Consider the following 12,854-nt stretch of genomic DNA (forward strand, 5'->3'; position numbering starts at 1 on the left):
TGCGGGCGCCGGCACCCGAGAGGGCGCACCATGGGATCCATGGGTCGCGCGGGCCTGCGTGTGGGCTTGGCCGTTGCAGCACTGCTCCTCGGGGGATGTGGTGGTGGCTCCTCGTCGGGCGCCGCCGGACCTCCCGCCGCGCAGACCAACGGGACCCGCGGAGCCACCGGGCCACCCTCGGCGACCGCCTTCACCTCACCGCCCCCGCGGTTCGGCGCCGGCGGGGACAGCGGGAGCGAGGCGTCCTACGGGCCGCAGTTCCCGCTGACGCTGCGGCGCACGGGTGGCAGCGCCGGCTTCGACGACCGCATCGTGCTGGAGGCCAACGGCCGCCTGCGCGTCGAGACCAGGGCGGTCCACGGCCGGGTGTGCCGGCTCGAGCCCACCCTGCAGACCCAGCTGCTCTCGCTCCTGGCCACCCTGCGCCTGGGCACAGGTGCCGGTGCGGGCTCTGCCGGCGGGGCCGGCGTCGGGTCCGGCGGCGTGGCCGGGTCCGACGTGCCGAGCGGCGGCCTCACTCCCGTCGACGACCCCGAGAGCGCACCGATCACGATCTCCGTCACCGACGACCGGGCCCGCGTCGTCGACCTCTCCGACCCCTCGCTCGGCGAGATCGCCGGGCTGGTCAGCACGCTCGTCAGCGACGTGACCCTCTCGGTCCCTGCGGTGACGCGCTGCACGACCCCGAGCGGCACCGCGACCGTGCCGCCGCCGTCGGCCACGCTCGCCCCCTGAGCGGCGGGTCCGCCAAGGGCCACCACGCACGGAGGCCGGTATGCCGCCGGGGGGAACCGGACGGCATACCGACTTCTCGTCGTGGTGCGTCTCAGGCGAGCGCGCTGGTGGGACTCAGAAGTTCGTCGAGACGTCGTCGACGACCCAGCTGGTCTGGAGCGACGAGTCCTCGGTGTCGGCGAACTTGAGCGTGACGTTGGTGCCCTTGTAGGCCGTGAGGTCGATCGTCTTCTGCGACCACGTGGCCTTGGGCGTGGAGAGGTTGGAGTAGCTGTGCTTGGTCACGCCGTTGATCGAGACGGTGGCGGTGTCGTAGGCCGAGGTCGTCGACGTCTCGGACGTGTCGATGCGGATCCAGTAGGTCAGCGTCGGCGAGGTGGCGGTGGACGGGACGGCGAAGGTCTGCGACACGCTCTCGGAGCCGGAGGCACCGTTGCCGCCGAGCCACAGCTTCCAGCTGCCGCTGTGTGCCGGGCGGCCCGTGTTGTTGGTGATCGGGCCGCTGGTGCCGGTCCAGCCGGTCTGGCCGGACTCGAAGCCGCCGTTCGTCAGGGCCGCGCCGGTGCCGCCACCGCCACCGCCGCTCGTGCCGCACGTCTCGGTGCTGGCCGGGGCCGCGATGGCGCCCATGGCCTTGTCGACCGCGGTGCACTCGGCGGAGCCGGCTCCGTAGAGGTCCTTGGCGGCCTTGATGACGCCGGTGCGCGCGGCCGCGTAGTTGCTCGAGGAAGTGAGGTACGTCGAGAGGGTGCGGTACCAGATCTTCTCGGCCTTGACGTGGCCGATGCCGGTCACCGTCGAGCCGTCGCACGTGGGGCTGTTGTAGCTGACGCCGTTGACCGTCTTGGCGCCGGAGCCCTCCGAGGCGAGGTAGTACCAGTGGTTCAGCGGCCCGGACGAGTAGTGCGGGTCGAGGCTGCCGAGGCTGCTGCTCCAGCAGTCCTTCGAGGCGCCGTCCTTGCTCGGCTTGTCCATGTAGCGCAGCGGGGTGCCGTTGCCGTTGAGGTTGAGCTTCTCACCGATGAGGTAGTCAGGGGTGTCGTTGGGGTTGTTGGCGTACCACTCGACGGCCGTGCCGAAGATGTCGGAGGTCGACTCGTTGAGGCCGCCCGCGTCGCCGGAGTAGGCCAGGCCCGCGGTGTTCTCGGTGACGCCGTGGCTCATCTCGTGGCCGGCGACGTCGATCTCGACGAGCGGGGCAGCGTTGTTGGCGCCGTCGCCGTACGTCATCTGCGTGCCGTCCCAGAACGCGTTCTGGTAGTTCTGACCGTAGTGAACGCGGCTGCGGGCAACGGTGCCGTTGTTCCAGATGCCGGCGCGGCCGAGCTGGGTGTTGTAGTAGTCGTAGGTCTTGCCGGCGCCGTAGTGCGCGTCGACGGCGGCGGACTGGCGGTTGCTCTGCGAACCGGTGCCCCACACGTCGTCGGCGTCGGTGAACGTCGTCCCGGTGCCGCTCGTGGCCTGGTTGAGGTCGGTCGTGTAGTTGCCGTGGGAGTCCTGCAGCTTGTACGCGCCGGAGCTGCCCGAGGTGGCGAGGGAGACGCTGCCGACGAAGATGCCGTTGCCGGTGCCCTCCTTGACGTCGTCCCAGCTGGTGAGGGTCTTGCCGGTGTCGGCGTCGACGATGGTGTGCAGGCGCGTCGGCGTCTGGTCGGCCTTGATGCCCTCGGTGACGACCTCGTAGGCCAGCTTCGGGCCGGTGGCCGCCTGGAAGACGACGAGCTCCCCGGGAGAGGCCTTCTCGTTCTTGGCCTTCGAGGCGGCGAGGCCGGCGGACTGGGCCGTCGCCCGGCTGACCTTGGGCGTGAAGGAGGCGGGGGTCGCGTCCTTGCGGACGTTCCACGTCACGCTCTTCACCTTGCCGGAGGCGTCCTTGTGGCTGACGAAGTCGCCGCCGACGACGCGCAGGCCGTTGATCGAGCGCTCGTAGCGCACGTGGGTGGAGCCATCGGGGTCGGCGATGACGGACTTGACGGTGAGCGTCTCGCCGGGCAGGCCGAGGGCGTTCGCCGAGGCGGCCGCGCGGGACTGCTCCGTCGCCTTGAGGCTCTGCGACTCGTGGGCAGGGGACGAGTCACGTCCCGCCGCTGCCGCTCCACCTGACGCCGCACCTGCCGCCGCACCTGTTGCTGCGCCTGCCGGGATCGCCGGCGAGATGGCGAGGGCGAGGGCGAGCAGCCCTCCGGTCGCCAGCCCAGACTTCAGTCGATTCACTGTTGACTCCTTGTGGGGATGCGGCACGCGGGCCGCCTCTGAGGTGCCGCCACCTCCCGGGAGAGCGGGAGCGGGCCGGCGACGCGACGCTGGCAGCCGGCTGAAAGTGCGGTCAACGCCAGATACGAAGTCTTTGCGAAGTCCCCGACAACTCCTGAGTCGCGCTTGGCGGCAGTCCCATCGGCGCGATAGTGCGCCTTGGGCTAGCTCCCAGACTTCTCCGAGCCACCGGCAGCACCGGCCGCACCGTCGGCGCGGCCGCGTGCCCGGTCGAGGTCGGCCGGGGTGTCGACGTCGAGGGCGACCTCGTCGGGGTCGTCGACGAAGGCCGTCGGCACGTCGGCGCAGAGCTGCCGCATGCTCCTGCCGTATGCGTCGCCGACCTCCACGAGACGGTCTCGCAGGACGTCGAGCCGCCAGGCGGCGCAGAGCCAGTTGGTGCGCCCGTCAGCGGTCACCGTGACGGCGAGGTCGGCGCGCTCGGGGAGGGTCCCGGCGGCATACGTGCTCGGGCGTGCGTCGAGTCCGCCCACGAGGCGCCGGAGGTGCTCGTGGGTCACGAACGGGAGGTCGGCGGCGAGCACGACGAGCTTCTCGGGTGCGGTGTCCGGCAGGGCCGCGACGGCGGCCGCGAGACCGGCCACGGGACCGCCACCGGGCACCGGCTCGAGCACGGAGCGTATGCCGTCCGGCACGCCCTGCGTCGGGCCGACCACGAGCGCGGGCCAGTCAGCCGCGGCGTCGAGCACGCGGGCGACGAGGGGCCGGCCGGCCACCTCGAGCAGCGGCTTGTGCGAGCCCATCCGGCGGGACGCACCCCCGGTCAGCACGACGACCACGGGGTCGGCCGGCCCGGCGCCGGCGAGGGCGCTGGGAGGTTCGGAGGGCGGCACCCTCGGAGTCTGGCACGGACACGTGGCAGGCTGGCCCCATGGGACGGGTCACCGTGCGGCGCAAGGTCACGACGATCGATCTCGCGACGCCCGCGACGAACACCCGTCCCGACACGCTCTCGGTCGAGGAGCCGCTCGAGCTGCGGGTCAACGGCTCGCCGCTCACGGTGACGATGCGCACGCCGGGCCACGACATCGAGCTGGTCCACGGCTTCCTCATGTCCGAGGGCCTGATCCGCTCAGCGGACGACATCGCCCTGGCCCGCTACTGCGAGGGTGCGGTCGTCTCCGGCGAGAGCGGCTTCGACGAGAACACCTACAACGTCATCGACGTGACGCTGGCCCCCGGGGTGGCGGCGCCGGACGCGTCGGCCACGCGCTCGTTCTTCACCAACTCCTCGTGCGGGGTGTGCGGCAAGGCGAGCATCGAGCAGCTGCGCGCGCAGTCGGCCTTCGACGTGCGGTCGGACTCGACGGAGTTCGCGGCCAAGGTCATCGCAGAGCTGCCGAACGCCCTGCGGGCCGAGCAGAAGTCGTTCGACAAGACCGGTGGCCTGCACGCCGCGGGCCTGGCGACCGCCGACGGCGAGCTGCTCGTCGTGCGCGAGGACGTGGGTCGGCACAACGCCGTCGACAAGGTCGTCGGGTGGGCGCTGCAGAACGGTCGGGTGCCCGGTGCGGGGTGCGTGCTCGTGGTGTCGGGGCGCGCGTCGTTCGAGCTGACGCAGAAGGCGATCATGGCCGGGATCCCCTGTCTGGCAGCGGTTTCGGCTCCGTCGTCGCTCGCGGTCGAGTGCGCCGAGGACGCGGGCATGAGCCTGCTCGGCTTCGTGCGCGGCTCCCGCCTCAACGTGTATGCCGGGGCGCACCGGATCACCACCACCTGACCGTCGCGGCGCCGGCGTCGCGCCCTTGTCCCCTCTTCCCTGACCCCCACCCGAGTGACTGGAGGCCCACCGTGGCGATCTTCGCGATCCACTACACGTATGCCGACGACGTCAGCGAGATGCTGACGATCCGGCCCGAGCACCGCGAGTGGCTCACTGGGCTGCCGGGCCTGCTCGTGGCGGGGATGTACGCCGACGGCATCGACGAGGTGAGCGAGGCCGAGCCCACCGACCAGGAGCCGGCCAACGCCGCGCTCATCGTCTACTCCGCCGAGTCGCTGGAAGCGGTCACCGCCACGTTCGACCAGGACCCGTACTGGCTCGGTGGCCACATCCTGCGGCGCGTCGTCCGCCGGTGGGACCCGCCGCTGGGTCCCTGGGTCGCCGACGCCACCCAGTCCCCCGCCTGACCCGTCTCAGCGCCCGGGCAAGGCTCGGAGCGGCGGCACCTGGAGCCTCGACAAGCCGCCATCTGGCGAGTTGTTGGGGCCAGTCGCCGTCGGTCCCCGCAACAACCCGCCTCCTGGCGCCCACCCGCGCGGCCCGACTCCCTCCCACGTCGAGTGGGCACTTTGCGTCACTTGTCCACAGGACGGCGTCGCCTCGCCTGTGGACCACTGCAGCAAAGTGCCCACTCGATGTCGGAAAGTGCCCACTCGATGTCGGAAAGTGCCCACTCGACTGGGGGAGGGAAGTGCGCGTGCGCTCTCGAGTGGGGCGGGGTGCGCTTTGGCGTGGGGCGGGGTGCGCTCTCGAGGGGGGTCAGTGGCGGGTGACCTGGCCGGCGTCGACGTGCCAGCGCTCGTCGAGCCGGACGTTCTCGAGCAGGCGACGGTCGTGGGAGACGAGCAGCAGCGCGCCGTCGTAGGACTCGAGCGCCTGCTCGAGCTGCTCGATGGCGGGCAGGTCGAGGTGGTTGGTCGGCTCGTCGAGCACGAGTAGGTTGACGCCACGAGCCTGCAGCAGCGCCATCGCCGCGCGCGTCCGCTCGCCGGGTGAGAGCCGACCGACCGTGCTGCCGACCTGGTCGGCCTTGAGCCCGAGCTTCGCGAGCAGCGTGCGCCGCTCGGCCGGGTTCAAGTCCGGCACGGCCTCGCCGAACGCATCGCCGAGCGTCAGGTCCTCACGCAGCCCCGTCCGGGCCTGGTCGATCTCGCCGACGTCGACGCTCGCCCCGAGCGACGCGCCGCCTTCGTCAGGCGAAACCCGACCCAGCAGCAACGACAGCAGCGTCGTCTTGCCGGCGCCGTTGGGTCCCGTGATGCCGATCCGACGTCGCGCCTCGACCTGCAGCGAGGCCGGCCCGAACGTCCAGTCGCCGCGGCGCACGACGGCCTCGTTCAGCGTCGCCACCACCGAGCTGGACCGCGGCGCCGCAGCGATCGAGAACTGCAGCACCCACTCCTTGCGCGGCTCCGCGACCTCGTCGAGCCGGGCGATCCGCGACTCCATCTGGCGCACCTTACGCGCCTGCTTCTCCGAGGAGTCGATGGCGGCGGCCCGGCGGTTCTTGTCGTTGTCGGGACTCTTCTTCATCGCGTTGCGCACGCCCTTGGACGACCATTCGCGCTGCGTGCGGGCCCGCGCCTCGAGGTCGGCCTTCGTGCCGGCATACGCCTCGTACGCCTCGCGCGCGTGCCGCCGGGCGACCTCGCGCTCCTCGAGGTAGGACTCGTAGCCGCCGTCGTGGACGGCGACGGAGTTCTGCGACAGGTCGAGCTCGACGACGCGGGTGACGCAGCGGGCGAGGAACTCGCGGTCGTGCGAGACGAGCACGACGCCGCCGCGCTGGCCGTGGACGAAGCCCTCGAGCCGTTCCAGCCCCGCGAGGTCGAGGTCGTTCGTCGGCTCGTCGAGGAGCACGAGGTCGAAGCGGCTGAGCAGCAGCGCCGCGAGCGCCGCCCGAGCCGCCTGGCCGCCGGAGAGTGAGGTCATGAGGGCGTCGGGGCCCACGTCGAGGCCGAGCTCGGCGAGCATCGGCGGGATGCGCTCGTCCAGGTCGGCGGCGCCGCTCGCGAGCCAGTGCTCGAGGGCGACGGCATACGTCTCGTCAGCCCTCGGGTCGTCCCCGCCCAACGCGCCGGCGGCCTCCTCCATCGCGAGCGTGGCGGCCGTGGCGCCGGTGCGCCGTCCGATGTGGTCGGCGACAGTCTCCCCCGGCACGCGCTCGTGCTCTTGCGGCAGCCACCCGACGAACGCGTCGGAGGGGGCCGTCGTCACCGTCCCGGCGAGCGGCTGGTCCTCGCCGGCGAGCAGGCGCAGCAGCGTCGACTTGCCCGCGCCGTTGGCGCCGACGACGCCCACGACGTCACCGGGCGCGACCGTGAGGTCGAGGTGCTCGAAGAGGGTCCGGTGGGCGTGGCCCCCGGCGAGGTCCTTGGCCACCAGGGTCGCGCTCACGCCCCACAGCCTAGGGGTGGTGCGGCGAGGCTCCCGTCAGAGCGGGTGGACGACGACGAGGTCGCCCTCGACGAGCTCGTCGACGGCCTCGGGCACCTCGATGAGGCAGTTGGCGGCGGCGAGCGCGGTGAGGTGGCGCGCGTCCGGGGCCGTCACCGTGCCGTCGTCGTGGAGCACGCTCGTGACGAACTGGACGCGCCCGGCGCGGGTGTGCCGGGTCTTGCCGACGTATGCCGCCCGCCCGGCTCGCGCTGCCGGCGCACCGTGGCGCCGGTCGAGGCCCGGGCGTACCAGCACGTGGAACGCGACGAAGGCGCCGACCGGGGTGCCGGGCAGGCAGACCACGGGGGTCGAGCCGTAGCAGCCGAGACCCTGCGGGCCGCCGGGCTGCATGGCGAGGTGGACGAAGTCGAAGGTCGGCAGGGGCGAGCACACCTGGCGCACGACCTCGTAGGCGCCGGCGCTGACGCCGCCGGTCGTCACGACGAGGTCGACGCCCGGATCACCGTCGAGCCCGTCGAGCAGCGCACGCAACCGGTCGGGCTCGTCGGGGCAGATCTCGACCCGGGCAAGGACGCAGCCCGCGGCCTCGACGAGCGCGGCGACCATGCCGGAGTTGGACTCATGGATGCCGCCGGGGCCCGGGTCGAGCCCCGGGCCGGTCAGCTCGGCGCCGGTGGCGACCACGGCCACACTGGTGCGCGCCCGCAGCTCCGCCTCGACGCAGCCGGCGGACCGGGCGAGCGCGAGCACCCCTGCGGTGACACGGGTTCCGGCGGCAGCGACGAGATCGCCGGCGCGCAGGTCCTCGCCACGCAAGCGCACGTGCCGCCCCGGGTCGACGCGCCCGGTGACCGTGACCGACCCCGGCGCGGGACCGGTGCGGGCGGCGTCGGTGCGCTCGACCGGGACGACGGACTGCGTCCCTTCGGGCAGGCGGGCGCCGGTCATGACCCGGACGGCCTCGCCGGGGCCGACCGCCACCTTGGGCGCGTCGCCGGCCGCGACGTCGCCGACCACGGCGAAGGTCTGCGTCGGCGTGACGGTGTCCCCCACGGTGTCACCCGCGGTGTCACCCGCGGCGTCGCCCGCGGTGTCGTCGGTGGCGGAGGGAGCGGCGCTTCGGTCGCCCCGCGCGGGAGCCAGGCGGACGGCATACCCGTCCATGGCGCTGTTGTCGAAGCGCGGGAGATCGTCGCGGGCCACGAGGTCAGCGGCCAGGTGGCGGCCGCAGGCACGGTGGTCGAGGGGGACGCGCTCGACCGGGGCCACCCCGAGCAGCTCCTCGATCGCGGCGCGGTGGGCGGCCACGGAGACGTGGGCGGGGTGGTGGCTCGACACCCGGCAAGTCTGCCCCACGGCCCTTCCGCCGTGCGGCTCGGGAAGCGCCTCCCCGACAGGGCAGCCCGTGCGGGCTAGGGTCTCGGGGTGCCGAGCTCACCCATCCGTCGCCACGTCGGCCAGGTCTTCGTTCCCGTCCGCGACCTCGCGCGCTCAGCCGGCTGGTATGCCGCCGTGCTGGGTTTCGAGCCCGAGGCCGCCTCCCACGAGGGCACCATCCTGGACATCCCCATGGAGGACGGTCCGCGCCTGTGCCTCGACGCGAACCGCGCCGACTTCACGCCCGACGGTCCGCCACGGTTCTTCCTGTGGACCGACGACATGCCCGCCACGGTCGCGCACCTGCGGGGCCTCGGCGTGCGCATCACGAGCGACGTCGAGGACATCGGCAGCGTCTTCTTCGTCCAGTTCGAGGACCCCGACGGCAACCCGCTCATGGTCTGCCAGCGCGCCGGCGTCGGCGCACCGGCTCGATGAGCGACCGGCCCGGGCGGGCGCGCGTCGTCGTCGTGCTCGCCGTGATCGCCGTGGTCGTCTGCGTCGGGGTGTGGGCGCTCGTGGCCGCCGTGCACCCCGAAGTGGCCGGGGTCACCACGTGCGACTCTCGCTACGTGCCCGGCCAGGGGCCGCGCTTCTCGTGCGAGGACTCCTCGGGCGCGCAAGCCCGCTTCGTCGCTCTGCTGGGGCTCACGGACGGGTCGTTCACCGTCACCTCGCCGAGCCTGCTCTGGCTCGCCCGGGTGCTGCTGCTCGGGCCGGTGCTGGCGTTCGTGATCGCGGCGCTGGTCCAGGGGACGCTGCGCCCGGGGAGCGCGCGGGGTCAGCTGCGCAACGCGCGGATCCGCCGCGCCCTGCGGCGCCGCCGCTGACGAACCGGGCAGGCCCTCAGCACTCGATGACGTTGACGGCGAGGCCGCCGCGCGCGGTCTCCTTGTACTTCACCTTCATGTCGCGGCCGGTCTCGCGCATCGTCTTGATCACCTTGTCGAGGGAGACGACGTGCGAGCCGTCGCCGCGCAGGGCGGTGCGTGCCGCGGTGATGGCCTTGACCGAGGCAATGGCGTTGCGCTCGATGCACGGGATCTGCACGAGGCCACCGACCGGGTCGCAGGTCAGGCCGAGGTTGTGCTCCATGCCGATCTCCGCGGCGTTCTCGACCTGCTCGGGGGTGCCACCCATGACCGCGGCCATGGCGCCGGCCGCCATCGAGCACGCCGAGCCGACCTCGCCCTGGCAGCCGACCTCGGCGCCGGAGATCGAGGCGGTCTCCTTGTAGATGACGCCGATGGCACCGGCGGTGAGCAGGAAGCGGACGATGCCGTCGCGGTCGGCACCGCGCACGAAGTTGGCGTAGTAGTGCAGGACGGCCGGGATGATGCCAGCGGCGCCGTTGGTCGGCGCGGTGACGACGCGGCCACCCGAGGCGTTCTCCTCGTTGACGGCCAACGCATACAGGGTGATCCAGTCCATGCCCCGCAGCGGGTCGTCGCTGCTGCCCTCGAGCCGGAGCCGGCGGGCCAGCTCGGGGGCGCGCCGGCGCACCCGAAGCCCGCCGGGCAGGATGCCCTCGGTGTCGATGCCGTTGCTGACGCACTCCTTCATGACGCGCCAGATGTCGAGGAGGCCGTCGCGCACCTCCTGCTCGGTGCGCCAGGACAGCTCGTTCTCGAGCATGATGCGCGCGATCGACTTTCCGGTCTCGCGGCAGTGGGCGAGCAGCTCGTCACCGGTGCGGAACGGGTGCGCCACCGGCGTCGAGTCCTCGACGATCCGGGTCTCCCCGTCGGCGTCGCCACCGACCACGAAGCCGCCGCCGACCGAGTAGTAGGTGCGCTGGGAGACGGTGGCACCCGTCGCGTCGAGTGCGGTGAAGGTCATGCCGTTCGGGTGGAGCGGGAGCGTCTTGCGGCGGTGCAGCACGAGGTCCTCGGCCTCGACGAAGTCGATCTCGTGCTCACCCAGGACGGGCAGCCGCTTCGAGGCGCGGATCTCGGCGAGGCGCCCCTCGACCGCGCGGGGGTCGCACAGCTCGGGACGCTCGCCGGTCAGCCCGAGGATGACGGCCTTGTCGCTACCGTGCCCGTGGCCGGTGGCCCCGAGAGAGCCGAAGAGCTCCGAGCGCACGCGTGCCACCTGCTTCAGGGCGCCGTCCTCACGAAGGCGTTCGGCGAAGAGCACGGCGGCGCGCATGGGGCCGACCGTGTGCGAGCTCGAGGGCCCGATGCCGATGGAGAAGAGGTCGAAAACGCTGAGCGCCATGGTGTCCTGACTGTGTGTCGTCGCTGACGGCTGCCGCCCGGGGTGAGGGCGACCGGACGAGCGTACGTCGCGTGGCCTTCGTCGTGCACACGCACACCGAAGCGGGCCCCGACCGCCGCCAACTCGGTATGCCGGGAGCAAACGGGCGCACCCGACGGCACCGGTCGGCATACGGCTGGGGACATTCCACCCATACCTCACTTATGCCCTGAATCTGTTTGAGGCGCAAGCGAATTCGCTCGAAAGTCGTTTCGCAAAAGCCGGGAGCGTCTGCGTCTAGGGGGGTATGTCCGCCGCACTCGGGGTTCGAGGCGCCCGGGGGAAACAGGCGCCGCCCACGACAAAAAGGGGAACACAATATGACACAGCTGACCGTTCGCGTCCCGCGCCGGGCCGTGACACTCATCGCCGCCAGCGGCCTGGCCCTCAGCGGGGCCGCGGCACTGGCCTCCGGATGGAGCGCCTCGGCCACGCCCGGCACCAATGGGCCACACAAGGTCTGGGTGTGCAAGTACGTCCAGAAGCCGGGGACGAACGAGGTGCTCAAGCGCGGCAAGAACCCGATCTACGTCGACTGGGCGTCCCTCACCGGCAAGGCAACCGCGCCTCACGTCGGTGACACGTTCTCCGATGGCCAGCTCAAGTCGGTGGTCGTGCAGATCGGCGGGAAGGACCCGGGCGTAGGGGCCTGCCCTCCGGCGACGCCGCCGACCACGACGACCATGCCGCCGACCACGACGACGATGCCGCCCACGACCACCACGACGGCGCCGCCGACCACGACGACCACGGTCCCGCCGACCACGACGACGACCGTGCCGCCCACCAGCACGACCACGGTCCCGCCGACCACGACCACCACGACCACCACGGTCCCGCCGACCACGACGACCACCGTGCCGCCGACCACGACGACGACCGTGCCGCCCACCACCACGACGACCGTCCCGCCCACCACGACCACGATGCCGCCGACCACGACGACGTCTGGTGGCGGCGGAGGTAACGGCGGTGGCGGCGGCAACGGCGGTGGCGGCGGCGGTAACGGTGGTGGCGGCGGCATGGTCAGCAACGAGGGCGCCGGCATGACGCCGGGCGTCGGTGCACCGCACACCGGTGGTGACGGCGATGCCTCCCCGACCAACGGGCTGCTCGGCGGCGGACTACTCGCCAGCGGTCTCGCCCTCGCGGCCGGCGAGGCGGTCCGTCGTCGGCGGGAGAACGCCACCCGCTGACCGTTCGACGGGCCCCGGCCGCCGAGCACGCTCGGTGGTCGGGGCTCGTGACCCACCACGGGAGGAGGTCTGTCCCATGGGTCGCCACGCAGCGCCGCGCGAACGGCGGGCGGCGCGTTGGCTCGTCCTGCTGCTGGCCGCAGCGCTCGTCGGCACCGGACTGTGGCTCGTGCTGCCACGCCTGCGACCAGGTGCCGCGGTGGCTGCGTCCACGGTGCCAACCCTGCCGGACCCGGCGCTCAGTGCCGGGCCGACCGGCACTGCCCCCAGCACCCGGGCTGCCGCCACGGCCGCGACAACGCGGCGGTCAGCCTCGAGTCCGCCGACCAGCGCTGCGCCTGGGGCGACGACCTCTTCGGCCAGGGGAACGTGCCGCGTCGGTGAGCCCGCGCGACTGGTCATCCCCACCCTCGGCGTCGACGCCCCCTTCGAACACATCGGCCTGGACCCCAACGGCCGCCGCGACGCCACCGGCCAAGCCCCCCTCGGCACCCCCACCGACCGCACCAAAGCCGGCTGGTACGCCGCCGGCCCCCGACCCGGATCCGGCACCGGCACCGTCCTCATCGACGGACACACCTACCGCAACGGCTCAGCCATCTTCAAAGACGACTTCGCCCACCGCATCGCCACCGGCCAGCTCATCCAGCTCCGCCAGGACAACGGCTCCACCTGCTCCTACCGCATCACCAACGTCTGGCCCACCATCAACTCCGCCACCGACTACCCCAAGCTCGTCGCCAGCCAGCACCTCTACGACTTCACCGGCCCCGAACGCCTCCTGCTCGCCACCTGCGGCGGCACCTGGAACCCCACCATCGACAACTACGACGACATCAACGTCGTCCTCGCCATCCCGGTGGTCCAGTCACACTGAACAATTCGGGCAT

Annotated in this window: 12 protein-coding genes; 7 read left to right on the forward strand and 5 right to left on the reverse strand. The window is 72.4% G+C overall.

The features are described from left to right. Window positions 1-39 precede the first annotated feature (39 nt). Window positions 40-735, forward strand: a complete 696-nt coding sequence (locus AB0316_RS00595; protein WP_366269550.1) for a hypothetical protein — start codon at window positions 40-42, stop codon at window positions 733-735. Window positions 736-849: 114 nt separating this feature from the next. On the opposite strand, the gene AB0316_RS00600 is transcribed toward AB0316_RS00595, so the two are convergent. Next, on the reverse strand, window positions 850-2,949 hold the full coding sequence (locus tag AB0316_RS00600) for a M4 family metallopeptidase (RefSeq protein ID WP_366269551.1): 2,100 nt from the start codon (window positions 2,947-2,949) through the stop codon (window positions 850-852). A 203-nt stretch (window positions 2,950-3,152) separates the two neighbouring features. Further along, a complete protein-coding gene (locus tag AB0316_RS00605; RefSeq protein WP_366269553.1) occupies window positions 3,153-3,842 on the reverse strand; it encodes an NTP transferase domain-containing protein in 690 nt (229 codons plus the stop codon). Between the two features lie 38 nt (window positions 3,843-3,880). Here AB0316_RS00605 and fdhD point away from each other — a divergent pair, with 38 nt between their 5' ends. Together fdhD and AB0316_RS00615 are read left to right on the forward strand one after the other, a co-directional pair. Next, window positions 3,881-4,729 carry a formate dehydrogenase accessory sulfurtransferase FdhD gene (gene fdhD / locus AB0316_RS00610; protein ID WP_366269554.1) on the forward strand — a complete coding sequence of 283 codons (849 nt, stop codon included), beginning with the start codon at window positions 3,881-3,883 and terminating at the stop codon, window positions 4,727-4,729. Window positions 4,730-4,800: 71 nt separating this feature from the next. Continuing rightward, window positions 4,801-5,139 carry a YciI family protein gene (locus AB0316_RS00615; protein WP_366269555.1) on the forward strand — a complete coding sequence of 113 codons (339 nt, stop codon included), beginning with the start codon at window positions 4,801-4,803 and terminating at the stop codon, window positions 5,137-5,139. A gap of 352 nt (window positions 5,140-5,491) precedes the next feature. Here the strand turns inward: AB0316_RS00615 and AB0316_RS00620 are convergent, their stop codons facing one another. Next, entirely contained in the window at window positions 5,492-7,129 is a 1,638-nt protein-coding gene (locus AB0316_RS00620; RefSeq protein WP_366269556.1) for an ABC-F family ATP-binding cassette domain-containing protein, read from the reverse strand. A gap of 36 nt (window positions 7,130-7,165) precedes the next feature. Beyond that, window positions 7,166-8,470 carry a gephyrin-like molybdotransferase Glp gene (glp, locus tag AB0316_RS00625; RefSeq protein ID WP_366269558.1) on the reverse strand — a complete coding sequence of 435 codons (1,305 nt, stop codon included), beginning with the start codon at window positions 8,468-8,470 and terminating at the stop codon, window positions 7,166-7,168. Window positions 8,471-8,557: 87 nt separating this feature from the next. Between glp and AB0316_RS00630 the strand changes: the two genes are divergently transcribed. Together AB0316_RS00630 and AB0316_RS00635 are read left to right on the forward strand one after the other, a co-directional pair. After that, a complete protein-coding gene (locus AB0316_RS00630; RefSeq protein ID WP_366269560.1) occupies window positions 8,558-8,947 on the forward strand; it encodes a VOC family protein in 390 nt (129 codons plus the stop codon). Then, window positions 8,944-9,339 carry a hypothetical protein gene (locus AB0316_RS00635; RefSeq protein WP_366269562.1) on the forward strand — a complete coding sequence of 132 codons (396 nt, stop codon included), beginning with the start codon at window positions 8,944-8,946 and terminating at the stop codon, window positions 9,337-9,339. Before AB0316_RS00630 ends, AB0316_RS00635 begins: the two co-directional genes overlap by 4 nt. A gap of 16 nt (window positions 9,340-9,355) precedes the next feature. On the opposite strand, the gene AB0316_RS00640 is transcribed toward AB0316_RS00635, so the two are convergent. After that, window positions 9,356-10,729, reverse strand: a complete 1,374-nt coding sequence (locus tag AB0316_RS00640; RefSeq protein WP_366269563.1) for an L-serine ammonia-lyase — start codon at window positions 10,727-10,729, stop codon at window positions 9,356-9,358. 359 nt (window positions 10,730-11,088) lie between these two features. On the opposite strand from AB0316_RS00640, the gene AB0316_RS00645 reads away from it, so the two are divergent. Both AB0316_RS00645 and AB0316_RS00650 read left to right on the forward strand, forming a co-directional pair. Next, window positions 11,089-11,964, forward strand: a complete 876-nt coding sequence (locus AB0316_RS00645; RefSeq protein WP_366269564.1) for a hypothetical protein — start codon at window positions 11,089-11,091, stop codon at window positions 11,962-11,964. Between the two features lie 76 nt (window positions 11,965-12,040). Beyond that, window positions 12,041-12,841, forward strand: coding sequence for a class F sortase (locus AB0316_RS00650; protein WP_366269566.1), 801 nt, complete (start codon window positions 12,041-12,043; stop codon window positions 12,839-12,841). Window positions 12,842-12,854: the final 13 nt, after the last annotated feature.

This window comes from Terrabacter sp. NPDC080008 (genome assembly GCF_040702505.1).
Lineage (GTDB): Bacteria > Actinomycetota > Actinomycetes > Actinomycetales > Dermatophilaceae > Terrabacter.